Source organism: Roseovarius halophilus (ex Wu et al. 2025) (assembly GCF_047086965.1).
Window position 1 is genome coordinate 1 of record NZ_JBKOTX010000075.1, and the last position, 24,206, is coordinate 24,206.

General features: G+C 66.0%; 20 protein-coding genes and 1 tRNA gene. 19 read left to right on the forward strand and 2 right to left on the reverse strand.

Annotated elements, in window-relative coordinates:
- Together bmt and ACH107_RS15710 are read right to left on the reverse strand one after the other, a co-directional pair.
- The coding region (gene bmt / locus ACH107_RS15705; RefSeq protein WP_412506632.1) for a betaine--homocysteine S-methyltransferase at positions 1 to 996 on the reverse strand (996 nt) is incomplete at its 3' end.
- A 187-nt stretch (positions 997 to 1,183) separates the two neighbouring features.
- The gene (locus ACH107_RS15710) at positions 1,184 to 1,498 is read right to left on the reverse strand and encodes a DUF1476 domain-containing protein (protein WP_412506633.1); all 315 of its coding nucleotides are present in this window, start codon (positions 1,496 to 1,498) and stop codon (positions 1,184 to 1,186) included.
- A gap of 157 nt (positions 1,499 to 1,655) precedes the next feature.
- Here ACH107_RS15710 and purC point away from each other — a divergent pair, with 157 nt between their 5' ends.
- The 19 genes from purC to ACH107_RS15805 all read left to right on the forward strand — a co-directional run bounded on the left by purC (position 1,656) and on the right by ACH107_RS15805 (position 24,084).
- Complete coding sequence (purC, locus tag ACH107_RS15715) at positions 1,656 to 2,417, forward strand: phosphoribosylaminoimidazolesuccinocarboxamide synthase (protein WP_412506634.1); 762 nt, start codon at positions 1,656 to 1,658, stop codon at positions 2,415 to 2,417.
- 88 nt (positions 2,418 to 2,505) lie between these two features.
- Positions 2,506 to 2,745: a phosphoribosylformylglycinamidine synthase subunit PurS gene (gene purS, locus ACH107_RS15720; RefSeq protein ID WP_412506635.1), complete on the forward strand. Its 240-nt coding sequence runs from the start codon at positions 2,506 to 2,508 to the stop codon at positions 2,743 to 2,745.
- Positions 2,745 to 3,413: a phosphoribosylformylglycinamidine synthase subunit PurQ gene (purQ, locus tag ACH107_RS15725; protein ID WP_412506636.1), complete on the forward strand. Its 669-nt coding sequence runs from the start codon at positions 2,745 to 2,747 to the stop codon at positions 3,411 to 3,413. Before purS ends, purQ begins: the two co-directional genes overlap by 1 nt.
- Positions 3,414 to 3,453: 40 nt before the next feature.
- The gene (locus ACH107_RS15730) at positions 3,454 to 5,214 is read left to right on the forward strand and encodes an ATP-binding protein (protein ID WP_412506637.1); all 1,761 of its coding nucleotides are present in this window, start codon (positions 3,454 to 3,456) and stop codon (positions 5,212 to 5,214) included.
- 5 nt (positions 5,215 to 5,219) lie between these two features.
- Positions 5,220 to 6,557, forward strand: coding sequence for a sigma-54-dependent transcriptional regulator (locus ACH107_RS15735; protein WP_412506638.1), 1,338 nt, complete (start codon positions 5,220 to 5,222; stop codon positions 6,555 to 6,557).
- Between the two features lie 405 nt (positions 6,558 to 6,962).
- On the forward strand, positions 6,963 to 9,818 hold the full coding sequence (locus tag ACH107_RS15740; RefSeq protein ID WP_412506651.1) for a ribonuclease E/G: 2,856 nt from the start codon (positions 6,963 to 6,965) through the stop codon (positions 9,816 to 9,818).
- Positions 9,819 to 10,199: 381 nt separating this feature from the next.
- Positions 10,200 to 10,616 carry a universal stress protein gene (locus tag ACH107_RS15745; RefSeq protein ID WP_412506639.1) on the forward strand — a complete coding sequence of 139 codons (417 nt, stop codon included), beginning with the start codon at positions 10,200 to 10,202 and terminating at the stop codon, positions 10,614 to 10,616.
- Between the two features lie 45 nt (positions 10,617 to 10,661).
- The gene (locus ACH107_RS15750; protein WP_412506640.1) at positions 10,662 to 12,368 is read left to right on the forward strand and encodes a BCCT family transporter; all 1,707 of its coding nucleotides are present in this window, start codon (positions 10,662 to 10,664) and stop codon (positions 12,366 to 12,368) included.
- Between the two features lie 98 nt (positions 12,369 to 12,466).
- Positions 12,467 to 13,693: an aminotransferase class V-fold PLP-dependent enzyme gene (locus ACH107_RS15755; RefSeq protein ID WP_412506641.1), complete on the forward strand. Its 1,227-nt coding sequence runs from the start codon at positions 12,467 to 12,469 to the stop codon at positions 13,691 to 13,693.
- Positions 13,694 to 13,748: 55 nt separating this feature from the next.
- Positions 13,749 to 15,170, forward strand: a complete 1,422-nt coding sequence (locus ACH107_RS15760; protein WP_412506642.1) for a cryptochrome/photolyase family protein — start codon at positions 13,749 to 13,751, stop codon at positions 15,168 to 15,170.
- Positions 15,171 to 15,242: 72 nt separating this feature from the next.
- Positions 15,243 to 16,451 carry a class I SAM-dependent methyltransferase gene (locus ACH107_RS15765; protein ID WP_412506643.1) on the forward strand — a complete coding sequence of 403 codons (1,209 nt, stop codon included), beginning with the start codon at positions 15,243 to 15,245 and terminating at the stop codon, positions 16,449 to 16,451.
- 3 nt (positions 16,452 to 16,454) lie between these two features.
- On the forward strand, positions 16,455 to 16,913 hold the full coding sequence (locus ACH107_RS15770; protein WP_412506644.1) for a TrgA family protein: 459 nt from the start codon (positions 16,455 to 16,457) through the stop codon (positions 16,911 to 16,913).
- Positions 16,914 to 16,917: 4 nt separating this feature from the next.
- Positions 16,918 to 18,045, forward strand: coding sequence for an NUDIX domain-containing protein (locus tag ACH107_RS15775; RefSeq protein WP_412506645.1), 1,128 nt, complete (start codon positions 16,918 to 16,920; stop codon positions 18,043 to 18,045).
- Between the two features lie 57 nt (positions 18,046 to 18,102).
- Positions 18,103 to 19,128, forward strand: coding sequence for a cysteine synthase A (locus ACH107_RS15780; protein WP_412506646.1), 1,026 nt, complete (start codon positions 18,103 to 18,105; stop codon positions 19,126 to 19,128).
- A complete protein-coding gene (locus ACH107_RS15785) occupies positions 19,125 to 21,572 on the forward strand; it encodes a DUF3772 domain-containing protein (protein WP_412506647.1) in 2,448 nt (815 codons plus the stop codon). Before ACH107_RS15780 ends, ACH107_RS15785 begins: the two co-directional genes overlap by 4 nt.
- Positions 21,569 to 22,288: an alanyl-tRNA editing protein gene (locus tag ACH107_RS15790; protein ID WP_412506648.1), complete on the forward strand. Its 720-nt coding sequence runs from the start codon at positions 21,569 to 21,571 to the stop codon at positions 22,286 to 22,288. Before ACH107_RS15785 ends, ACH107_RS15790 begins: the two co-directional genes overlap by 4 nt.
- A gap of 68 nt (positions 22,289 to 22,356) precedes the next feature.
- A tRNA-Ser gene (locus tag ACH107_RS15795) sits at positions 22,357 to 22,446 on the forward strand.
- A gap of 525 nt (positions 22,447 to 22,971) precedes the next feature.
- Entirely contained in the window at positions 22,972 to 23,835 is an 864-nt protein-coding gene (locus ACH107_RS15800) for a hypothetical protein (protein ID WP_412506649.1), read from the forward strand.
- Positions 23,836 to 23,889: 54 nt separating this feature from the next.
- On the forward strand, positions 23,890 to 24,084 hold the full coding sequence (locus tag ACH107_RS15805; RefSeq protein WP_412506650.1) for a tyrosine-type recombinase/integrase: 195 nt from the start codon (positions 23,890 to 23,892) through the stop codon (positions 24,082 to 24,084).
- Positions 24,085 to 24,206 lie beyond the last annotated feature (122 nt).

Below are 24,206 nucleotides of genomic sequence, written 5' to 3' on the forward strand. Positions count from 1 at the left end.
GCCGCGCCGGGCCGGCGCCGCCGCCTCGTCGCCGGTGCCGTCGGCCGCCGACGAGAAGGCACCGAGTTTCGCGGTGATCTCTTCCAGCGTCGGCCTGTCGCCGCGCGGGCGGGTGCTGAGCGCCTCGTGCATTTTCTCGAGATGGGTGGGCATCGTGCCGCAGCAGCCGCCGATGATCGTGGCGCCCGCGTCGCGGGCCAGCACGGCGTATTCGGCCATCAGGTCGGGCGTGCCGTCATAGTGTATGTGCCCGTCCACGTATTTCGGGATGCCGGCATTGCCCTTGGCGATAACCGGGCGTTCGGTGCCCTGCGCCACGAAGCCCAGCACGGTCCGCAGCAGGTCCGACGCCCCGACGCCGCAATTCGCGCCGAAGGCCAGCGGCGGGGTATCGAGCTTTTCGACCATGGTGACCATGTCGGCGGAGGTGAGGCCCATCATGGTGCGCCCGGCGGTGTCGAAGCTCATGGTGCCGCACCACGGCATGCCGGCAAGGCCGAACGCCTCGGCGGCGGCGCGGTATTCGCCCTCGGCCGAGATGGTTTCGAGCCACAGCACGTCGGCGCCGCCCTCCTTGAGCCCCTCGGCCTGTTCGTGGAAGATCTCGACGGCGAGTTCGTGCGTCAGCGCGCCCATCGGCGCCATGATCTCGCCCGTGGGGCCGACAGAGCCGGCGACCACGACGGGGCGGTCCTGCCGGTCGGCGACCTCGCGCCCGATCTCGGCGGAGACGCGCGACAGCTCGCGCGCCCGTTTCTGGGCGTCGTGCAGCTTGAGCCGGGCGGCGTTGCCACCGAACGAATTGGTCAGGAACAGGTCGCTGCCGGCGTCCACCGACATGCGGTAGAGCTTCTCCACGCGGTCGGGGTGGTCCACGTTCCACAATTCGGGCGCGTCGCCCGATTGCAGCCCCATGTTGAACAGGTTGGTTCCCGTGGCGCCGTCGGCAAGCAGCCAGTCGCGGGTTTCGAGAAGTCTGGAAAGTGCGTTCGTCATGGCATGATCCCGTCCCGTTGCGGGGCCGTGCATGCGTGCCCCGTGCGTCATATCGTGCCGGCCGCCGGAATGTGCCAGTGGCGGCGCGACAAATTTCGGGGCCGCGGCAGGGCCGGCGTGCCAATGGCACTGCCGCCGCGTCCGGAACATCGGGCGCGACGTCGGCCGGTACCGGGTGTCGGGCGCGTCAGTTCTCGCCGGCGATCTGCCCCTTGGCCACCTTGAGCAGCTCGGCCATCTTGCCGCGGATCGTGTCGGCATCGGCCAGATCGCCCAGATCGCCCGCGACCTTGCGCACCACGTCCTCGTGCCCGGCTTCCTCGAAATCCGACAGCACGACCTCCTTGGCGTATGTCTCGGCGTCTTCGCCCGTCTTGCCCAGCAGTTCCGCGGCCCAGAGCCCCAGCAGCTTGTTGCGGCGCGCCTCGGCGCGGAAGTTCATTTCCGCGTCATGGGCGTACTTGTTTTCGAATGCGTTCTCGCGGTCGTCGAAGGTGGTCATCGGCCTTTCCCCTGAACAGGCGTTTCGATTGGCCCCGGTATGCAACTCCGGCGCCGCGAGGGCAAGCCCCCGCGCCATCTTGCGACAATGCCGCCCATGCACTATGACAGCGCTGCGGCCCCGGGGACTCGGCCCCGGGCCATTCGATGGAGTGTCCATGGCGCGGCGCAAGAAAATCTACGACGGCAAGGCGAAAACCCTGTACGAGGGGCCGGAGCCGGGCACGGTGGTTCAGTACTTCAAGGACGACGCCACCGCCTTCAACGCCGAAAAGAGCGACGTGATCGAGGGCAAGGGCGTGCTCAACAACATGCTCTCGGAATATTTCATGACCGGGCTCAACAATGTCGGCGTGCCGACCCATTTCCTGCGCCGGATCAACATGCGCGAACAGCTGGTGCGCGCCTGCGAGATCGTGCCGCTGGAGGTGATCGTGCGCAACTACGCCGCCGGGTCCATGTCGCAGCGGCTGGGCATCGACGAGGGCACGCAACTGCCGCGGCCCATCGTTGAATACTGCCTGAAGGATGACAAGCTGGGCGACCCGCTGGTCACCGAGGAACATATCGCCGCCTTCGGCTGGGCCAGCCAGCAGGACATGGACGACATCCTCAGCCTTGCGCTGCGGGTGAACGATTTCATGTCGGGCGTGATGTACGGCGTGGGCATCCGCCTTGTCGATTTCAAGATCGAGATAGGCCGGGTCTATGACGGTGATTTCCAGCGCCTCATCGTGGCCGACGAGATCAGCCCCGACAGCTGCCGGCTGTGGGATATCAAGACGGGGCAAAAGCTGGACAAGGACGTTTTCCGGCGTGACCTTGGCAGCCTGACTGACGCCTATTCCGAAGTGGCGCGCCGACTCGGGGTGATGCCCAAGGCGTCCACGCCGATGAACAAGCCGCATCTCATCAATTGAGGCGGCGCGCGGGGGCCGCGGGGCGCCGGCACATGCAGCAGGAAGCGCGGCGCGTCATGCCCGCGGGACGGATCAAGCGGAGATGGATATGAAGGCACGTGTGCATGTCATGCTCAGGAACGGGGTTCTGGACCCGCAGGGCGAGGCCGTGCGCCACGCGCTGGGCCAGCTGGGCTTCGACGGGGTCGAGAGCGTCCGGCAGGGCAAGGTTGTCGAACTCGAGCTGGCCGAGACCGATGCGGAGAAGGCCCGCGAGGCGGTGACGCAGATGTGCGAGAAGCTGCTCGCGAACACCGTGATCGAGACCTACAGCGTGGAGATCGTCTGATGCATGCCGCCGTCGTCGTGTTTCCCGGCTCGAACTGCGACCGTGATCTTGCCGTGGCGCTCGAACGCGCCGGGGCCCGCGTGTCGATGGTCTGGCACAAGGATACCGAGATGCCGGCGGGGGTGGACCTGATCGGGCTTCCCGGCGGGTTTTCCTTTGGCGACTACTTGCGCTGCGGGGCTATCGCCGCGAACTCGCCGATCTGCCGGTCGGTCGTGGCCCATGCCGAGCGCGGCGGCTTCGTGCTTGGCATATGCAACGGGTTCCAGGTTCTGACGGAAACCGGGTTGCTGCCCGGGATCCTGCTGCGCAACGCCCGGCTGAAATACATCTGCAAGCCCGTGGACCTGACAGTGCGCACCGATGACAGCGCCTATACGACCGGTTACGCGCGCGGGCAGCGGATCACCATCCCGATCGCGCATCACGACGGCAACTATCACGCCGACGCGGCGACGCTGGACCGGCTGGAGGGCGAGGACCGGGTCGCGTTCACCTATGACGACAACCCCAACGGATCGGCGCGCGACATCGCCGGTATCCTGTCGCAGAACCGGCGGGTGCTGGGCATGATGCCCCATCCCGAACGGATGGCCGATCCCGCGCAGGGCGGCACGTATGGCACGGCGCTGTTCGACAGCCTGGTCGGGCAGGTCGCCGCGGCCTGACCCCTTGCAGGCCGGTGCGCGGGCGGCGTAGCCTGTGGCAATGAACACCCTGCAGATCCCATCGGCCGCGGCCCGTACCCGCACCCTGAGCTGGCGCGCCCGGCTGGTGCTGGTGCTGCTCGTTGTGCTGGCGGTGAGCGTCGTGATCGTCACGCACCGGCTGCTGACCGACCGCTTCACCGAGACCACGCGCAACCGGGCCGAGCTGCGGCTGGTGCTGTACGGCGGTAACCTGCTGAGCGAATTGCGGCAGAATTCCATCGTGCCGCAATTGCTGGCCCGGGACCCGGCGCTGATCACGGCGCTGGATACAGGCGATCACGCGCAATCGACACAGCGGCTCATTTCCTTCCTCGACGAGATCGGCGCGGCCTCGCTTTTCCTGCTGGACAAGGACGGGCGCACCGTCGCCTCGACCGAGCGCAGCCACCTGGGCGAGTCGCTGCGGCAAGCGCCGTACTTCGTGGATGCGTTGCGGTCGCGGGACACTGTTTTCAAGGTCCTGCCGCAGGATACCGGGCAGTACCGTTTCTATTATTCCCGCCGGATCGAACGTCAGAACCAGGTTGTCGGCGTGATCGTTGTCGAGGTCGATCTGGGCAAGTACGAGCGGGCATGGGCGGGCATTTCCGATGCCGTTCTGGTGACCGACAGCGAGGGCACGATCATCCTTGCCACCGAGCCGCGCTGGCGCGGCCTGACCGAACCCGCCGCGCTGGCGCGGGAACCGGCCGCCAGCGCGATCCAGCGCGCCATACAGGCCACCGCCGACTGGACGGCCCTGCCGGCGGATGCCTACGTGCAGGGCGAGGCCGTGATGCGCGTCGAGGGGCGTGTCGCCTTTCGCGGCTGGCGGATCGCCAGCTTCACCACCTATGCCAGCGTGCGCGACAAGGTGAACGGGGTGCTGGCGCTGGAAATCATGGTCTTCGCGATTCTGCTCGCGCTGGCGTTCTACCTGCTCAACCGCAAGACGGCGGTCCGCATGGCGCTGTTCCAGCGGGAATCGGCAGAGCTTCGCGCATTGAACGCGCGCCTGCAGCGGGAAATCGCCGAGCGCGAACGGGTGCAGGAGAACCTCGCCGTGGCCGAACAGACGCTGGCGCAAAGCTCCAAGCTGGCCGCGCTGGGCGAGATGTCGGCCGCCGTAAGCCACGAACTGAACCAGCCGCTGGCCGCCATGAAAACCTACCTCGCCGGCGCGCGCCTTCTGCTGGGCCGCAACCGCCCCGACGAGGCGCTGGCCTCGTTCCAGCGGATCGACGACCTGATCGAGCGGATGGGCACGATCACCCGGCAACTGAAGTCCTATGCGCGGCAGGGCGACGAGGCGTTCTCGCCGGTGAACATGGGCGATGCGCTCAATTCCGCGCTTGCCATGATGGAGCCGCAACTGCGGCAGCGGCAGATCAAGATCACCCGGACCCTGCCGACGGAACCCGTGCTGGTCATGGGCGACCGGGTGCGGATCGAGCAGGTGATGATCAACCTGCTGCGCAACGCGATGGACGCCACCGAGGCCGCGGAGGTCCCGGCAATCGACATCATCCTCGCGGCGGGCGAAACGGTGACGCTGTCGGTGCGCGACAATGGACACGGGATCGACGATTTCGACAGCCTGTTCGAACCCTTCTACACCACCAAGCAGCCGGGCGACGGCGTGGGATTGGGGCTTGCCATCTCCTCGGGGATCGTCAACGACCTCGGCGGGCGCCTGACGGCGCGCAATGTGGCCGGGGGAGGGGCTGTATTCGAGATGCAGCTACCTATCTACCCCGAAGAAACGCGTGCAGCGGAGTGATCAAGATGCCAACCGCGATGAAGATCGCCATCATCGACGATGAAAAGGACATGCGCCAATCCATCAGCCAGTGGCTGGCGCTTTCGGGCTACGATACCGAGGCCTTCCCGAGCGCCGAGGAGGCGCTGAAGGTTCTCGGCCCCGACTATCCCGGGATCGTGGTGACCGACATCAAGATGCCCGGCATGGACGGGATGCAGTTCCTCAAGAAGCTGATGGGCTCGGACTCGGGCCTGCCGGTCATCATGATCACGGGCCACGGCGACGTGCCGATGGCGGTGGAGGCGATGCGCGTCGGCGCCTACGATTTCCTCGAGAAGCCCTTCAACCCGGAACGCATGAACGAACTGGCCAAGAAGGCCACGACCGCGCGGCGCATGACGCTGGACAGCCGGGCGTTGCGCCGGGAATTGTCCGATGGCGGGCAATTGATGAAGAAACTGATCGGGGCCAGCCCGGCGATGGAGCGGCTCAAGGAGGATATCCTCGATCTCGGGCAGGCCGACGGGCATGTCCTGATCGAGGGCGAGACCGGCACCGGCAAGACGCTGGTGGCGCACGCGCTGCACGCGGTGGGGGCGCGGGCCGGGCGCAAGTTCGTGCTGGTGTCCTGCGCGGCCCACGAAGAGGAGGCGCTGATCAAGCGGCTGTTCGGCCCCATGAGCCCGGAGGACAGCCAGCTGCCCGCCATCGAGGAGGCGCGTGGCGGCACGCTGGTGCTGGAGGACGTGGAAACGCTGAGCGACGCGGTGCAGGCGCGTCTTCTGACCACCATCAACGAGGAGGGCACGCCGCCCGAGACCCGGATCGTGGCGATCTCGAACATGCAGGAACGCGACAGGACCTGCGAGGACGCGTTGCGCTCGGACCTGTTCTACAGGCTCGGCTCGTTGCGCATCACGGTGCCGCCGCTGCGCCAGCGGGGGGAGGACATCCTGCAGTTGTTCACGCATTTCGCCGATCAGTTCGCCGACGATTACGGCTGCGATGCGCCACAGGTCTCGGCACAGGAGGCCGCGCAACTGATGCAGGCGCCGTGGCCCGGCAACGTGCGGCAGCTTTTCAACCTTGCCGAGCGCGCGGTGCTGCAGACGCGGCGCGGCTCGGGCACGATCGCGTCGTTGCTGATGTCGGACCATCAGGAAATGCAATCGGTCATGACGACCGAGGGCAAGCCGCTGAAAGAATATGTCGAGGCGTTCGAAAGGATGCTGATCGACAACACGATGCGGCGCCACAAGGGATCCATCGCATCGGTGATGGAGGAACTCTGCCTGCCGCGCCGCACGCTCAACGAGAAGATGGCGAAATACGGGTTGCAGCGATCGGATTACATGGCCTGAGCGCGCCCGCGCGGGGCGAATTTTGCCCATTGTAATTTCCGCCCCGAAACGCTTAGTGTAGGACTAGGGCAAAGCGTGTCCACACGCTGCCACACAGAGATTCGCTGTTTCAGATACTTGTAGGAAAATTCCAACACTTCTGAACAGACCGATTGGGTCTTCGCGAGACGGGACCGATACCATGCCTGCAGACCGGCTTTCAGGCCGTGCAGGCCCAGAGCGGGTGCCGCGACGGCACCGGAGAAGAAGAACCGCGATGAAGCGCGTGAGACAGGATCATATCAGGGCAGGGGCCGCCGGCGGCTTGCCCGTCCACGCGTCCGAGATCGCCCTTACAAGACACCCCCCGCAATGCGCCGCCCCTCCGGGGCTGCCGGCGCGTTCGCCGTGGTGCATACGGAAAACATGGCCAAGAAAATGCTCATTGACGCCACCCACGCGGAAGAGACCCGCGTGGTGGTGGTGGACGGAAACAAGGTTGAGGAATTCGACTTCGAGTCGGAAAACAAGCGTCAGCTTGCCGGCAACATCTACCTAGCCAAGGTCACGCGCGTCGAGCCGTCGCTCCAGGCGGCCTTCGTGGATTACGGTGGCAACCGGCACGGCTTCCTCGCCTTTTCGGAAATTCATCCGGACTATTACCAGATCCCGGTCGCCGACCGCGAGGCGCTGCTGGAAGAGGAGCGCGCCTATGCCGAGGCGATGAGGGCGCGCGACGAGGAAGAGGAAAAGCCCAAGCCCAAGCGCGCGTCACGGTCGCGCAAGGCGGCCAAGGCGGAGAAGACGGCGTCGGAAAACGCGACCGTCACCTCGGACAACGACAGCGGCGAGAATTCGGGCGAGATCTCGGGGATGGAGACCATCGACCTCGAGCCCGACACCGACACCGGCACCGGGGAGGTGGCCCCGACGCCCGAGGGCATGTCGCCCATGCAAACTGTCAAGGAGACGCCGGTTGCCGAGCCGGTGGACGATGCCGACGCGCCCGAGGGTGGCAAGGCGCCCGCCGATGCCGCGAAGGCGCCCGCCGCCGGGAACGGCGGCGACGGCGCAAGCCGGGAGGCGGAGGCCAAGTCGGACGCGGCGGCCAAGGATGCCAGCATCGAATCCGTCGCGGACGACGACGACAGCGAGGACATCCGCCCGCCGCGCAAACCCCGCCCGCGCCGGTACAAGATCCAGGAAGTGATCAAGGTGCGCCAAATCCTGCTTGTGCAGGTTGTGAAGGAAGAACGCGGCAACAAGGGCGCGGCGCTGACCACCTATCTCAGCCTTGCCGGCCGGTACTGCGTGCTCATGCCGAACACGGCCCGGGGCGGCGGGATCAGCCGCAAGATCACCAACGCGGCCGACCGCAAGAAGCTCAAGGACACGGCCGCCGAAATAGACGTGCCGCAAGGGGCGGGGCTGATCATCCGCACGGCCGGCGCCAAGCGCACCAAGGCCGAGATCAAGCGTGATTACGAATACCTCCAGCGGCTTTGGGAGCAGATCCGTGAACTGACGCTGAAATCCATCGCGCCGGCCAAGATCTACGAGGAAGGCGACCTGATCAAGCGGTCGATCCGTGACCTCTACAACCGCGAGATCGACGAGGTCCTGGTGGAAGGCGAGCGGGGCTACCGCATCGCCAAGGACTTCATGAAGATGATCATGCCGTCCCATGCCAAGAACGTGAAGCATTACCAGGACGCGATGCCGCTTTTCGCCCGCTACCAGGTGGAAAGCTATCTCAGTTCGATGTTCAACCCGACGGTGCAACTGAAATCCGGCGGATATATCGTGATCGGCGTGACAGAGGCGCTCGTCGCCATCGACGTCAACTCGGGCCGGGCGACCAAGGAAGGCTCGATCGAGGAAACCGCGCTCAAGACCAACCTCGAGGCCGCTGACGAGATATCGCGCCAGCTACGCCTGCGCGATCTTGCAGGGCTGATCGTCATCGACTTCATCGACATGGACGAGCGCAAGAACAACGCCGCCGTCGAGAAACGGATGAAGGAGCGGCTCAAGACCGATCGCGCGCGCATCCAGGTGGGGCGCATCAGCGGTTTCGGCCTGATGGAGATGAGCCGCCAGCGGCTGCGGCCCGGTATGATCGAGGCGACGACCCAGCCATGCCCGGCCTGTCACGGCACGGGGCTCATCCGGTCCGACGACAACCTTGCGCTGAGCATCCTGCGCCAGATCGAGGAAGAGGGCGTGCGACGCCGCTGCCGCGAGGTGCTGGTCAAGTGCCCGGTCGGCATCGCGAATTTCCTGATCAACCAGAAGCGCGAGCATGTCGCCCAGATCGAGGCGCGCTATGGCCTCTCGGTGCGCATCGAGGGCGATCCGGCACTGGTCAGCCCCGATTTCGTGCTCGAGAAGTTCAAGACCGCGACGCGCAACGTTCCCGAGGTCGCCGCGCCGGTGGTTTCGGTGGACAGTTCACTGATGAACGACGTCGATACCGAGGAAGCCCCGACCGCCGAAGCCGCCGAGCCCCCCGAGGCCGAGCCGACGCAGGACGACACCAAGCCCAAGAAACGGCGCCGGCGGCGCCGGCGGCGGTCCAAGGCGTCGGAAAACAGCGCGGAGCAGATGGCCGAGGGCGGGTCGGAGCAAGCCGACACGGGCGTGGCAGATCCCGGGGCATCCCCCGCCGAAACCGAGGCCGCATCCGAGGGCGCGGGCGCCCCGGCGGCTGAGGACGCGGGCACCGACGACAAGTCTGCCGGCGCGGCTGATGCCGAGGCGCCGGCGGAACAGGCCGAGGAAAAGCCCAAGAAGAAACGCACCCGGAAACCGCGCAAGAAACCCGCCGCGGCGGCCGACGCGGAAACAGCGACCGATACGGCAGAGCCGTCGGTACCCGCCGCGCCCGCGGAAGACGGGAAAGAGGCGGCCGAAAACGAGACGGGGGCGAAACCTGCCAAGAAGCCCGCGCGGCGCGTCACCCGCAAGAAGAAAACGCCCGAGGCGGATGCCGAGACCGGCACGGATGCTGTCAAGGCCGACGAGGCCGACGCGCCTTCCGAGGGCGGGCAAGCGACGACCGGCCCCGCCGCAGAGGCCGAGGCCGAGCCGGCATCGTCCGAGCCGGCGCAATCGGACGCGGCGGCCGACCGGCCCGCACCGGTTCCGGCCGGGGCCGAACCGGCAGCGGGAAAGGCCGCCGGCGAGGGCGAGCCCCCCCAAGACACCGCCCCGGAACAGGCCGAGGCGGAAGCCGAGCCGAAAAAGGCCAAGCGCCGGGGCTGGTGGGCGCTCGGGCGCTGAGCGCCCGGGCGGGACTGCCCCGTCGGTGATGCGTCTCTTGACGCGGACATGAACGCGCCCGCCCCCCGTGGCGGGCGCTTTCGTGGTTTCTGCCCAGGGCCGATCCCCGACGAATCACGCAAATCGTGGCTGATTCACTTCTAACTCTTTGTAATGTCTTACGCATTTTCCTGTGAATGACGGGCGAGGGGAATCGATGTCGGTTTTTCATGATGAGGCGGCGCAATTGTTTGTGGCCTGCTATCGAATCGCGTTAGCTTAATAACCCACGGGGGTGACAGTGGCTTTTCGATGTCCCCCTGTAATCAAACGTGCGCACCATGCCGTTCGTGCATGATACCGGCCATCCAACGCGGTTGCGCACAATCAGGAGGGAGTGACGTGTTCAAAAAGATCATGACACCAGTTGATCTGGTGCATAAGGGCGATCTGGACAAGGCGCTGCAATGTTCGGCCGACCTGGCCCGGCATTACGGCGCCGAAGTCGTTTATGTGGGTGTGACAGCATCGACACCCAGTTCACTGGGCCACAACCCGAAGGAATACGGCGAGAAACTCTCGGCGTTTGCGGCCGATCAGGCCGAGAAGCATGGCATCAAGACCACCGCCGACACGGTCGTGTGTCACGACCCCGCGACGGATGTCGATGATGCCTTGCTCAAGACGATCGGCGACATTGGTGCGGACCTCGTGGTGATGCAGAGCCACATGCCCAACGTGCTTGACTACATCTGGCCGTCCAATGGCGGAAAGCTCGCCGAGCACGCGAAGGTTTCGGTGCTGGTGGTGCGTGGCTAGGGCCCGTGCGGGGAAGCGTAACAGAAGCGAACAGGGGGGCCGTACATGGCCGATGAAACAGACATTCAGGGTATCCCGACGCCGGAAGGGCACGCGGATATCATCGAGACCGATTACAGGATCGGTCAGGACAACATACAGGCGAAGGTCGGGCCGTTCGGGCTGGACATTCACAACCCGGTTTTCCTGATTTCCGGGCTGGCCGTCGTGGCCTTCGTCTTCTACTCTTTGGCGTTGCCGGATCAGGCAGCGACAGTTTTCGAGTCGATGAAGAGCTACGTGATCAGCACGTTCGATTTCTTCTTCCTCGGCGCGGCGAACATCTTCGTGATCTTCTGCCTCCTGCTCATCGTGACGCCCTACGGCTCTGTCCGGCTCGGCGGAACGGATGCGCGGCCGGATTACGGGTATCTGGGCTGGTTCGCGATGCTGTTCGCCGCCGGCATGGGTATCGGGCTGCTGTTTTTCGGGGTGTCCGAGCCGATGAGCCACTTCTCGACCTCGCTGGGGGGGACCTCGGTCGGCGAGAACGGCGTGCGCACCGACTGGGCCCCCGCGGGCGCGGCCGGTGGTGACGAGGCCGCGGCGCAGCGGCTGGGCATGGCCGCCACGATCTTCCACTGGGGGCTGCACCCCTGGGCGATCTACGCCGTCGTGGCACTGGCGCTGGCGCTGTTTTCCTACAACAAGGGCCTGCCGCTGACCCTGCGTTCGGCGTTTTATCCGCTTTTCGGGGATTCCGTTTGGGGCTGGACCGGCCATATCATCGACACGCTGGCGGTCTTCGCGACGCTGTTCGGGCTGGCGACCTCGCTCGGGTTCGGGGCGGAGCAGACGGCCTCGGGCCTGACCTTCCTGTTCGGTACCGGGGACGCGGCCGAGGGCACCCGTGCCTTCATGGGCATCACCTACGGCAACAACGATGATACCGGCGTCGCGAACAACCCGCTGTTGCTGGTCATCCTGATCTCGGCGATCACCGCCGTGGCGCTGGTCTCGGTCATTCGCGGTCTGGACGGCGGCGTCAAGGTCCTGTCGGAGATCAACATGGGCCTTGCGGCGTTGCTGCTGGTCTTCGTGTTCCTTGTCGGCGGGCCGATCTTCCTGCTGACGCTCTTCTTCGACAGCATCTGGGCGTATCTTCAGAACATCTTCGTGCTGTCCAACCCGGTCGGGCGTGAGGACGTGAACTTCAGCCAAGGCTGGACCTCGTTCTACTGGGCATGGTGGATCAGCTGGTCACCCTTCGTGGGCATGTTCATCGCGCGTGTCAGCCGCGGCCGGACAGTGCGTGAATTCATCATTTGCGTCCTGCTGATCCCGACCACGGTTTGCATCCTGTGGATGACGGTCTTCGGCGGGACGGCGATCAGCCAGGTCGTCAATGACGGCTACACAGCCGCCAAGGATGCCACGCTGGAGCTCAAGCTTTTCTACATGCTGCAGGAACTGCCATTGGCGATGATCACGTCGATCATCGGGATCGTGCTGGTGATCGTGTTCTTCGTCACCTCCTCGGACTCGGGCAGCCTCGTGATCGACACGATCACGGCCGGCGGCAAGGTCGACGCGCCGGTGTCGCAGCGTGTGTTCTGGTGTGTCTTCGAGGGCGCCGTGGCCATCGTGCTGCTGATCGGCGGCGGTCTTGCCTCGCTGCAGGCGGCGGTCATCTCGACCGGCTTGCCGTTCACGTTGGTCCTGCTGGTGATGTGCTACGCTATCTGGCGGGGTCTCGCGAACGAGAAGCGCTGACCGCCTTTCCCGGCGACACCTGAAATCGGCCCCCCGCGATGCTTGCACCGCGGGGGGCTTTGCTGTTTTGTGGCGCCGGATTCACAGGGAGACAGCGGATGCAGAGCGGTCTGGATACCGATTTCGCGCGGGCGCAGTTCCCGGCATTCAGCGAACCGTCGCTGGCCGGGCAGGCATTCTTCGAGAACGCGGGCGGCTCCTATACTTGCCGGCAGGTCATCGACCGGCTGGAGCGGTATTACCGCCAGCGCAAGGTGCAGCCCTACGGCCCCTACGAGGCGAGCCGACTGGCCGGCGAGGAAATGGACGAAGCACGCACGCGGCTTGCCGCGATGCTGAGCGTCGCGCCCGACGAGGTGAGTTTCGGCCCGTCGACCACGCAGAACACCTATGTTCTGGCGCAGGCCTTCCGGCAATGGATGTCGCCGGGGGACGCGATCATCGTGACCGACCAGGATCACGAGGCCAATTCGGGCCCGTGGCGCCGTCTGGCCGACGAGGGCATCGAGGTGCGCGAATGGCGGATCGACCGGGCCACGGGCGCGCTGTGCACGGATGACCTCGAGGCGCTGCTGGACGACAAGGTGCGGCTCGTGTGCTTTCCGCATTGTTCGAACATCGTGGGGGCGGTCAACCCGGTGGTCGAGATCACGGCGCTGGCCCATGCCGCGGGGGCGTTCGTCTGCGTTGACGGGGTCAGCTACGCGCCCCACGGGGTCGTCAACGTGGGCGATATGGGGCCGGACATCTACCTGTTCTCGGCCTACAAGACCTACGGGCCGCATCAGGGCATCATGGTGATCCGCCGCGAGCTGGGCGAGCTGCTGCCCAATCAGGGGCACTGGTTCAATGCCGATGCGCTTTACAAGCGGTTCACCCCGGCGGGGCCCGACCATGCGCAGGTGGCCGCTTGCGCGGGAATGGCGGATTATTACGACGCGCTTGCCGCGCATCACGGCATCGAGGGGGACGCGGCCGCGCGGACGGCCGGCGTGCACGACCTGATGCGCGCGCATGAAACGTCGCTCCTGCAGCCTGTTCTTGACAGTTTAGCCGCGCGCAATGCCATCCGCCTGATCGGGCCGTCCGAGGTGTCGGGGAAGGCGCCCACCGTGGCTGTCGAACTGCCGGGGTCCGGTTTCGAGGCCGCCCGGCGGCTTGCCGGGGAGGGGATCATGGCCGGGGGCGGTGATTTCTACGGGGCGCGACCGCTACAATCCATGGGAATCGATCTTGAGAAGGGTGTCTTGCGCCTGAGCTTCGTGCATTACACGACGCGCGCCGAAGTGGACCGGCTGATCGACGCGCTGGACCGGGTTTTGTGATCCGGCGGCGCTGACCCGGCGTACCTCAAGCCATGACAAGAAACCGGGGCAGGGCATGAGCGACACACGACCGACGATCGTCTGGCTGCGGCGCGATCTGCGCCTGGTCGACCACCCCACATTGGCCGCCGCCTGTGCGGAGGAGGGGCCCGTGATCCCCGTCTTCATCCATGACGACACCGTCGAGGCGCTCGGGGCCGCGCCGAAATGGCGCCTCGGCCTGTCGATTGCCGCGCTGGCCCGGCGGATCGAGGAAAAGGGCAGCCGCCTGATCCTGCGCCGGGGCGATGCGCTGCAGGTGTTGCGCGACCTCGTCCGCGAAACGGGGGCGGGCGCCGTTCACTGGTCGCGCCTCTATGACCCGGCGTCGATCGCGCGCGACAAGGCCGTGAAGGCCGGGCTGAGGGATGACGGGACAGAGGCCTGCAGCCATGCCGGCCATGTCCTGTTTGAGCCGTGGACCGTCACGACCAAGACGGGCGGGTTTTACAAGGTCTATTCGCCCATGTGGCGCGCGGTGAAGGACAGGGACGTTCCCGCGCCCGAGGCCGCGCCGGGGCGCCTGCCGGCGCCGGCGGACTGGCCCGCGAGCGACCGGCTGGACGCGTGGCAGATGGGCCGGGCGATGAACCGGGGCACGCGTGTCTGCCTGCCGTATCAGGCCGTCGGCGAGGATGCCGCGCAGGACCGGCTGGCGCGGTTCACCGAAACGGCGATCGCGGCCTATGACGACGACCGCAACCTGCCCGCGCAAGCCGGCACGTCGGGCCTGTCGGAGAACCTGACCTATGGCGAGATTTCACCGCGGCAGTGCTGGCACGCGGGGCTGCGCGCCCTTCATGACGGCGCCGCCGGGGCCGAGGCGTGGCTGAAAGAGCTCGCATGGCGCGAATTCGCGTACCACCTGATGTACCACACGCCGCACATCGCACGCCAAAGCTGGCGCGAGGAATGGCAGAGCTTCCCATGGCACGACTCGGAGGACGGGGCCGATGTGCGCGCGTGGAAGCAGGGGCGCACCGGCGTGCCCTTCGTCGATGCGGCCATGCGCGAGATGTATGTCACGGGCAAGATGCACAACCGTGCGCGCATGATCGTGGGCAGCTACCTGACGAAGCATCTTCTGACGCACTGGATGATCGGCATGCGGTGGTTCGAGGACTGCCTGACGGACTGGGACCCGGCCAGCAACGCGATGGGCTGGCAATGGGTCGCGGGCAGCGGGCCCGACGCGACGCCCTATTTCCGCATCTTCAACCCCGCCACGCAGGCGGAGAAGTTCGACCCCGACGGCACCTATCGGCGCCGCTGGATCGCCGAGGGGCAATCCGGCCCGCCGGATACCGCGCTTGCCTATTTCGAGGCGGTCCCGCGCAGTTGGGGCCTGGCGCCCGGCGCGCCGTACCCCGAGCCGGTGATCGGGCTCAAGGAGGGGCGGGAACGCGCGCTTGCGGCCTACGAGACGCACAAGGGCTGAAACCGGGGAAAAGTGGCTTGCCCCCGCGCGGCAAACCGCCATAGCTTTTGGGGACTGACAAGGGAGACGTGGATGATCCTGACCGACACGACAGGCCAGAAAGAGCTGCCGCGCTATTTTCCGCAGGTTTTTGAAATGGTCCGGAAAATCAACAACGGGCGGGTCGATATCGTCATGCCGGACGGGCGCCGTTTCAGGGCCGAGGGACACAATCCCGGCCCCGTCGCGGAACTGACGATACACAACCCCGACAGTTTCGCGCGGCTGGTCCGCGAGGGCGATCTCGGCTTCTCGGATGCCTACCTCGAAGGATGGTGGAGCACGCCCGACCTGCAGGCGCTGATGGATTTCGTTCATGCCGACAACTGGGACATCTATGACGGGTTTCCCGGCATGGGGCTGGTGCGCGCCTTCGAGCGGGTGCGCCACAGGCTCAGGGGCAACAGCAAGCGGCAGGCCAAGAAGAACATCAGCTATCACTACGATCTGGGCAACGATTTCTACCGTCTTTGGCTGGACGAGACGATGACCTATTCCAGCGCGCTGTTCGAAACCGGGCAGGAAAGCCTCGAAAAGGCGCAGACGGCGAAATACGCCAGCATGGTCGACCAGATGGGCGTGCATCCCGGCGATCACGTGCTCGAAATCGGCTGCGGCTGGGGCGGTTTCGCGGAATACGCCGCCGGCGAACGCGGGCTCAGGGTTACCGGGCTGACGATCAGCCGCGAACAGCTTGACTACGCGCGGGCGCGCATCGCGCGGGCCGGGCTGTCCGACAGCGTTGATTTGCAGCTGCGCGATTACCGCGACGAGCGGGGCCGTTACGATGGCATTGCCAGTATCGAGATGTTCGAGGCGGTGGGCGAGAAATACTGGCCCGTCTATTTCGACACCCTGCGCGAGCGCCTGAAACCCGGTGCGCAGGCGACGCTTCAGGTGATCACGGTCGAGGACAAGCGGTTCGAAGCCTACCGCAAGGGGGTCGATTTCATACAGAAATACATCTTTCCCGGCGGCATGCTGCCCAGCCCGTCGGTCCTGCGCGCCGAGGTCGAACGGGCCGGTCTGCAGGTGCGCCGCTCGGTCGAGTTCGGGGAGAGCTACAGCCAGACCCTGCGGCGATGGCACGAGACTTTCAACGCCAAGTGGGACGAGGTGGCCGGCCTCGGCTTCGACGACAGGTTCCGCCGGATGTGGAATTTCTATCTCACCTCTTGTGCCGGGGCGTTCCAGGGGGGAAACTGCGACGTGACCCAGATCACCGTCGCGAGGCCCGCCTGACCGATGCCCGTCACCGACCGGATGCCCACGGCCGCCAGACTTGTCGCCGCGATCCTGCTGGCGGCATTGGCATGGGTCGGGTCGGAGATGTTCCGCCCCCTGATGCCGCCGGCCACCGATTTCGGCTGGTTCAACGAGGTCAACCTCGGGCTGGGCGTGCTGTGCGGCTGGTTCGTGCTGGGATCGCGCGCCGGCAACGGGTACGCCGATGCCGCCGGGGCCGGGCTGACCGGGCTGGGCGCGCTGGTTTTCTGGGCGCTCTTCCTGCAAAGCTTCAACAGGATGCTCAAGCACGCGCTGGAAAAACGCTATGACGGGCCGGTGGAGGCGTTGATCGCAATTTTCGAGATCGGGGTGGATTTCGCCGCCTACCTTCTGAACGGGCCGCTGATCGCGGTGCTGGTCGGCGGGGCCGTGGTGATCGGGGTCGTCACGGAATTCGCGGCGCGGCGGTGGTCATGACGCGATGACGCGTGTTTTCCTGCACGGCCCGTTGCTCTGGCCGCCGTTGATCGACCTGCTGACCGGCATCGATGACGTGCTGGCCCGATCCACAGGGGCCGTCCTGACGGGGCACGAGGTGGTACTGCCGCACGGCGCGGTCTGGCCCGTGATCCGGGGCCGAGATGGCGCGTCGGTGGCGGGCCGGGTGCTATCACTGCCGTCGCCCGAGGTCGTGGACAGGATCGGTTTCTTCGCCCGTGTCCTTGGCAGTTGCCCGGCGGACGGCGACGTGATTGCCGACGGTGCGATGCAGCCGGCACTGGTATTCGGGGGCGGCGCGTCGGAGAGTGCCGGGGCGGCACAATGGGCGACCTGCGACTGGCAGGCGGCGCACGGTGCCCTCGTCGTCGAGGCGGCGCAGGAGATACTGGGGTATCGCGGCGCGCACGCGGCGGATGATATCCACGACCGGCTGCCGATGATCCTGTCGCGGGCGCAGTCGCGGCTCTGCGCCGCCCGCGGGGCGCCCGCCGCGCTGCGCAGCGACATGTCCGCCGACAGGGTGCAGGAAATCGGCCGCGCCACGCCGCATGCGGGCTTTTTCCTCACGCGCGAACACCGGTTACGGCACCCGCGTTTCGGTGGCGACCTGAGCGCGGAGGTCCGGCGCGAGGTCTTCGTGGCGACGGACGCGGCCATCGTGCTGCCCTACGACGCGGCGCGCGACAGGGTGCTGCTGGTCGAGCAGTTCCGGATGGGGCCGTTCGGCCGGGGGGATCCCCTGCCATGGATGCTGGAGCCGGTCGCCGGGCGGGTCGATGGCGGCGAAACGCCCGAGGCCTGCGCCCGCCGGGAAACCGCCGAGGAGGCGGGCGTGCCGCTGAAACGTCTGGAGCATGTCGGCGGGCATTATTGTTCGCCGGGATGTTCGACCGAGTATTTCCATTGTTACGTCGGCCTGTGCGATCTGGCGGATCGCGGGCATGGCCGGGGCGGGCTGGACAGCGAGCACGAGGACATCCGAACCCACGTGCTTCCCTTCACCGATGCCGTGGGCCTGATCGAAACCGGCGAGGCGGATAACGGGCCCCTGATCCTGCTGCTGCTCTGGCTGCAAAGAGAACGGCCGAGGCTGCGCGCGGCCGCTTGAGTTCACGGGGGACAGCCCCTAAACGTGGGTGCGAAACATCGCCGAAGGAGCACGGACATGCACATCGCCAAGGACCTTGCCGCGGCCGTCGGCAACACCCCCCTGATCCGGTTGCGCCGGGCCAGCGAGGAAACGGGATGCGAGATACTGGGCAAATGCGAGTTTCTCAATCCCGGGCAGTCGGTCAAGGATCGCGCCGCGCTCTACATCATCCGCGACGCGGTGGCGCGGGGGGCGCTGGAGCCCGGCGGCACGATCGTCGAGGGCACGGCCGGCAATACCGGCATCGGGCTGGCGCTCGTGGGCGCGTCGATGGGGTTCAGGACGGTCATCGTCATCCCCGAGACGCAGAGCGAGGAAAAGAAGGACATGCTGCGCATTGCCGGGGCCGAACTGGTGCAGGTGCCCGCCGCCCCCTACAGCAATCCGAACAATTACGTCCGCTATTCCGGGCGGCTGGCCGAGGAACTGGCAAAGGCCGAGCCGCACGGCGCGATATGGGCCAACCAGTTCGACAACGTGGCCAACCGTTTGGCGCACGAGGAGATGACGGGCCCCGAGATATGGGAACAGACCGGCGGCAAGGTGGACGGATTCATCTGCGCGGTCGGCTCCGGCGGGACACTGGCCGGCGTGGGCCGCGTGTTGCAGGACAAGGGCGTGAAGATGGGGCTGGCCGACCCCGAGGGCGCGGGCCTCTACAAGATTTACACGGGCGAGGAGAACCCCGGCAGTTCGATCACCGAAGGTATCGGTCAGGGCAGGATTACCGCCAACCTCGAAGGGTTCACGCCGGATTTCGCGTGGCGTGTCCCCGACGCCGAGGCGCTGCCGGTGGTCTATGACTTGTTGTCCGAGGAAGGGCTCGTCATGGGCGGGTCGTCGGGCGTGAACGTGGCGGGCGCCATGCGCCTTGCGCGCGAAATGGGGCCCGGACACACGATCGTCACGGTGCTCTGTGATTACGGCACGCGGTATCAATCCAAGATCTTCAATCCCGACTTCCTCGCCGAGAAGGGCTTGCCGGCACCGGGCTGGCTGAGCGGCGCGCCACGGTCGATCCCGGGCGTGTTCGTCGAATGACACGGGTGTCACGCCTTCTGGCGCTGCTGCTGGCCGCCTGGGTTCTTGTCGCGGGGCCGGTCGGGGCGCCGGGCGCGTGGCTGCCCGGTGCCGCGATGGCGCAGGATGCTACGGAAGAGATCGACTACGAGGCATGGGAAAGCACGGCGACGCGCGCTGAAAACGCGGTGGAGGCCGGCCGGGCCTCGACCGTGGCGCTGGAATCGCTGCGCGAGGAACTCGTGACGTGGCGCAAGCGGTTCGACACGGCGCGCAACGCGAACAGCAGCGCCATCGAGACGGTGAAAGGGCAGCTCGAGGCGCTCGGCCCCGTCCCGGAAAACGGCGAGGAAAGCGTCGAGATCGCGGCGCAGCGCACCGACCTGCAACGCCGGCTTGCCGATCTCCGCGCACCGGTGAAAACCGCCGAACTGGCCCACCGGCGCGCCGAGGGGCTGATCAAGGGCATCGACGAGATCATCCGCGACCGGCAAGCAAGGGAACTGCTCCAATTCGGCCCGTCCCCGACGAACCCCGTTCACTGGAAAGAAGCGCTCGGCACGCTGCGCCACACGCTGCTGACCGTGCGCGACGAGGTTGCCAGGGCACTGGCCAACCCGAGCCAGACGACGAAATTCAAGGAGAACCTGCCGGCCGTCCTGATCCTGCTGGCGATCGGGATACTGTTGGTCTTGCGAGGTCGGATCTGGTCGCGGCGCCTGACCAACAGGGTGCTGGCGGATCACCCGGGCGCGGGGCGCTGGCTTGCCGGGTTCGGGCTCTCACTGGGCAGTCTCCTGCTGCCGTTTCTCGGTGTCGTGGCGCTGACCGAGGCGATATACGCGTCCCAGCTTGTCGGGCTGCGCGGCGACCAGATGCTCTCGGCGCTGGTCGCGCCGGCATTCGGGTTCCTGCTGGCACGGTGGTTGTCCACGCGCATTTTCCCGGCCAAGGAGGCGCGGTCGCTGCCGCTCTGCCTTGACGCGGGCGAGCGCTACGCCGGCCGCTGGAGCGGCGCGACGCTGGGCCTCGTGGCCGCCGGGTATTTCTACGTCAAGTCGGTCTCCGAGCTCGCCGGTTGGGAAGACGGCGCGAGCAACGTGATCCTGTTCGGCTTCGTGGTCTTCGCGGGCGTCTTGCTGTTGCGCCTGTCCCGGCTGCTGCGGCAGCACAGCGCCGCGCTCGCGCGCGACGTGGACGAAGAGACGTTCCGTTGTCGCGTGGCCCGCGTCATGGCGCTGATCCTAGGGGCGGTTGCCGTCGTGGCGCCGCTACTCGCGGCCATCGGCTATTTTACGCTCGCCGAATTCCTGATGTTCCCGACACTGAAGTCGTTGCTGATCGTGGCGTCGGTGATGGTCCTGCAGCGTCTGGTGACGGAAATATACGTGCTGGTGACCCGGAACGAACACGGTGCGGTCGAGTCGTTGCTGCCGGTACTGGCCGGGTTCATCCTCACGGTCGTGTCGCTGCCGATCCTCGCGCTGATCTGGGGGGCGCGCGTCGCGGACCTGAGCGAGATGTGGACCCGTTTCAATGACGGGGTGAGCATTGGCGAGACCCGCATATCGCCAAGCATCTTTCTGACCTTCGCGATCGTTTTCGTGCTGGGCTACGTGGCGACGCGCCTGATGCAGGGCGCCCTGAAGAACTCGGTCCTGCCCAAGACGCGGATGGATACCGGCGGGCGCAACGCGATCGTCGCCGGGGTCGGCTACGTGGGTATCCTGCTTTCCGCGCTCATCGCGATCACCAGCGCCGGCATCGACCTGAGTTCACTGGCCATCGTGGCCGGGGCACTGTCGGTCGGTATCGGTTTCGGTTTGCAGAACATCGTTTCCAACTTCGTCTCGGGTATCATCCTGCTGATCGAACGGCCGATTTCCGAAGGCGACTGGATCGAGGTCGGCGGCCAGCATGGCTACGTGCGCAGCATCAGCGTGCGCTCGACCCGGATCGAGACGTTCGACCGCACGGATGTCATCGTGCCCAATGCCGACTTCGTGAGTGGCACGGTCACCAACTACACCCGCGGCAACACGGTGGGCCGCGTCATCGTCCCGGTCGGGGTGGCCTACGGATCGGATACGCGCAAGGTGGAGCGCGTATTGCAGCAGATCGCCGAGGCGCACCCGATGGTGCTGGCGAACCCGCGGCCCTACGTCGTGTTCATGGGATTCGGGGCCAGCTCGATGGATTTCGAGATCAGGGCGATCCTGCGGGACGTGAACTGGGTGTTGAACGTGAAATCCGACATGAACCACGAAGTCGCCCGCCGCTTTGCCGAAGAGGGGATCGAGGTGCCGTTTGCGCAGCGCGACATCTGGATCCGCAACCCCGAGGCGTTCGGCGCCCCATCGCAGGCCGACCCGGAAAACAGCCCCGTCGCCACGGCGTCGGTGAAGGCGCGCGATATCGACCCGGATGCCGGCGAGGTCGGCGGAGACGGCGGAGGCGACCGATGACCGAGATGCTCTATCGCGAGGACCCGTACAGGCAGGAGGCCGAGGCGGAGGTGACCGGCCACACGGCCGAGGGTGGCGTGATCCTCCACCGGACGATCTTCTATCCCAACGGCGGCGGGCAACCGGGCGACAGCGGACGTCTCGCCTGGCCGGGCGGCGAGATCGACGTGGCCACCACCATCGCCGCGGGCGAGGGGCGCATCGCGCTTGTCCCGGCGGCGGCCCGGCCCCTGCCGCCCGCGGGCACGCGGGTGACGCAATATCTCGATTGGTCGCGGCGTCACGGGCACATGCGCATCCACACCGCGCTCCACCTCCTGTCGGTGGTGCTGCCCCTGCCGGTCACCGGCGGGGCCATCGCCGCCCAGAAGGGACGGCTGGATTTCGACATGCCGGAATTGCCGGAGGAAAAGCCGGTGCTGGAGGCGTCGCTGAACGCGCTGGTGGACCGCGACCTGCCGGTGTCCGAAACGTGGATCACCGACGCGGAACTGGCAGCCAATCCCGGCCTCGTGAAGACAATGTCGGTCGCCCCGCCAACGGGGGCGGGACAGGTGCGGCTGGTCCGCATCGGCGACGGCGACGATCAGGTCGATCTGCAGCCCTGCGGCGGCACGCACGTGGCCCGGACAGGCGAAATCGGTTTGCTGAGACTGGGGAAGGTGGAAAAGAAGGGGCGCCAGAACCGGCGCGTCTACGTCCATCTCGAGACCTGAGGAAAGCGCGCTGCGCGGTCAGAATGCGCTTGAAATCCTGCGCGGCGCGGCGTTAAAGAGGTCCTGCCGGAGAGGTGGCCGAGCGGTCGAAGGCGCACGCCTGGAACGCGTGTAGGCGGGAAACCGTCTCCAGGGTTCGAATCCCTGTCTCTCCGCCATTTCCTTATAAGACAGTGACTTAAGAGTTGGGCAGGCAAGTGCGACACAAAGTGGAGCACCACGCCCATGAAACTGTCCGCCTATCTGTCACCGTCGCGTCACGGGGTCTTCTATTTCCGCTGGCCCTTGCCTTCCGCTGACCGGCAAAGCCGCAGAACCGTTCGCATATCCCTTCGCACGAAGTGCCCAGATCGGGCTGGCGATCTTGCCCGTCATCTTGCATCATGCGGGCGATTGATTCGGGATAACAAGGCATTGGCAAGGCTTAGACAAGACGAGATGCGGGACATGGTGCGAAGCTACTTCACGGCTTCGCTGGATCGGTATGTGGAGCGGCTGAACGATACCGGCCTGCCGGATCGGTCCCTTGACGCCCTGCGCCAAGAACTCGCTGCCCATGAGGACGCCGCAGAGGGCCATGAAGACCTGTCGGACATGTTCCTTGACCCCCGGACGCCTTCCGGGCCTCAGCGGGCCTCACGGACGCGCAATGGGCCGAGAATGCCCCGTCCCTGCGCCACGAGATGCGCAAGGCCCGCCGGGACCAGATCAGAGGGCTTCTGAGCCGCGCTGAGAGCCTTGAGGGCTATTCCTTCACCGAACACGCCCAGACCGCGCCGAAGCCGTCACAGGCCCGCTCAGCGTCTCTGAGCGCGGCCATCGCGGATTTCAAAGCCGAGCATGGGCCGCAGTGGTCGCAAGAGATGCGGAACAAGGCGGATGCCTACCTTGGCCTTCTGGTGGAGCATTTCGGACCGGACCGCCCGATGGACCAGATCAGCCGCCAAGACGCCGCTGACATGAATAAGCTGGTGCAAGCCCTGCCCGCCAACCGCAAGACCAAGCCCGCGACCCGCGACCTGTGTTTGCAGGACGCCATCGCCGTTCCCGGCTTGCCCAAGATGGGCGTGAAAACCGTCAACAGTTACATCGACATGTTCCGCCGCTTCTGGGACCGGGCGGAACGGCACGGGCGCGCGCCGCACAAGCTGTTCGACGGCATGAAGGTTGCGAAGGCCAAGCAAGCCGCAGAGAAGCGCAAGGCGTACAGCAAGGAACAGCTTTCACGCCTTTATGTCGAGTTGACGGAAAACCGCTCTGGACTGGTCAAGAAAGACGATCACAAGTGGGGAACGCTTCTGGCGATGTTCACCGGGGCACGTTTGCGGGAAGTCGCGCAACTGTTGCCGTCTGATGTGCGGAAAGAGGGCGGTATCTGGTATATCGACATCAACGCGGATGGCGAGAAGAAAAGCCTGAAATCGCCTGCCGCCAAACGCCGGGTGCCCGTCCATTCGGAGTTGATCCGGCTTGGCTTTCTCGAATGGGTCGAGGGTTGCGCCAAGCAACCCCGCTTGTTCATGTCGTTCACGCACAACACCAAGTAAGGCTATGGCCGCAATCTGGGCCGCTGGTTCGGCACCTTCCTCACCAAGATCGGCGTGAAAGAAGACGGTCTTGTCTTCCACAGCCTGCGCCACACTGCCATTACCCGGATGCGACAAGCCGGTGTCGAGTTATCGCTTGTGCAAGAGATCGTCGGGCATGAGCGCGACACCGTGACAGACGGGTACTTTGGCGAGGGCTACACGCTGGCCCAGAAGAAGGACGCGCTTGAGAAAATAACACTGCGATAGTGGCCAATGCGGGGAAGACCGACGCTGAACTGAACCGTCCCGGGTTTCCGAGAGGGTAAAACTCTCAGAGGATGACCCTTATGGAATCGAAGAAGCGAACCCCGAAGTACACGGCCGAGTTT

Excerpts from the sequence above, each read along its gene's own strand:
- ACH107_RS15710 (WP_412506633.1), bottom strand. The coding sequence starts at position 1,498 with ATGACCACCTTCGACGACCGCGAGAACGCATTCGAAAACAAGTACGCC.
- purC (WP_412506634.1), top strand. The coding sequence starts at position 1,656 with ATGGCGCGGCGCAAGAAAATCTACGACGGCAAGGCGAAAACCCTGTAC.
- purS (WP_412506635.1), top strand. The coding sequence starts at position 2,506 with ATGAAGGCACGTGTGCATGTCATGCTCAGGAACGGGGTTCTGGACCCG.
- purQ (WP_412506636.1), top strand. The coding sequence starts at position 2,745 with ATGCATGCCGCCGTCGTCGTGTTTCCCGGCTCGAACTGCGACCGTGAT.
- ACH107_RS15730 (WP_412506637.1), top strand. The coding sequence starts at position 3,454 with ATGAACACCCTGCAGATCCCATCGGCCGCGGCCCGTACCCGCACCCTG.
- ACH107_RS15735 (WP_412506638.1), top strand. The coding sequence starts at position 5,220 with ATGCCAACCGCGATGAAGATCGCCATCATCGACGATGAAAAGGACATG.
- ACH107_RS15740 (WP_412506651.1), top strand. The coding sequence starts at position 6,963 with ATGGCCAAGAAAATGCTCATTGACGCCACCCACGCGGAAGAGACCCGC.
- ACH107_RS15750 (WP_412506640.1), top strand. The coding sequence starts at position 10,662 with ATGGCCGATGAAACAGACATTCAGGGTATCCCGACGCCGGAAGGGCAC.
- ACH107_RS15755 (WP_412506641.1), top strand. The coding sequence starts at position 12,467 with ATGCAGAGCGGTCTGGATACCGATTTCGCGCGGGCGCAGTTCCCGGCA.
- ACH107_RS15760 (WP_412506642.1), top strand. The coding sequence starts at position 13,749 with ATGAGCGACACACGACCGACGATCGTCTGGCTGCGGCGCGATCTGCGC.
- ACH107_RS15765 (WP_412506643.1), top strand. The coding sequence starts at position 15,243 with ATGATCCTGACCGACACGACAGGCCAGAAAGAGCTGCCGCGCTATTTT.
- ACH107_RS15770 (WP_412506644.1), top strand. The coding sequence starts at position 16,455 with ATGCCCGTCACCGACCGGATGCCCACGGCCGCCAGACTTGTCGCCGCG.
- ACH107_RS15775 (WP_412506645.1), top strand. The coding sequence starts at position 16,918 with ATGACGCGTGTTTTCCTGCACGGCCCGTTGCTCTGGCCGCCGTTGATC.
- ACH107_RS15780 (WP_412506646.1), top strand. The coding sequence starts at position 18,103 with ATGCACATCGCCAAGGACCTTGCCGCGGCCGTCGGCAACACCCCCCTG.
- ACH107_RS15785 (WP_412506647.1), top strand. The coding sequence starts at position 19,125 with ATGACACGGGTGTCACGCCTTCTGGCGCTGCTGCTGGCCGCCTGGGTT.
- ACH107_RS15790 (WP_412506648.1), top strand. The coding sequence starts at position 21,569 with ATGACCGAGATGCTCTATCGCGAGGACCCGTACAGGCAGGAGGCCGAG.
- ACH107_RS15800 (WP_412506649.1), top strand. The coding sequence starts at position 22,972 with ATGCGCAAGGCCCGCCGGGACCAGATCAGAGGGCTTCTGAGCCGCGCT.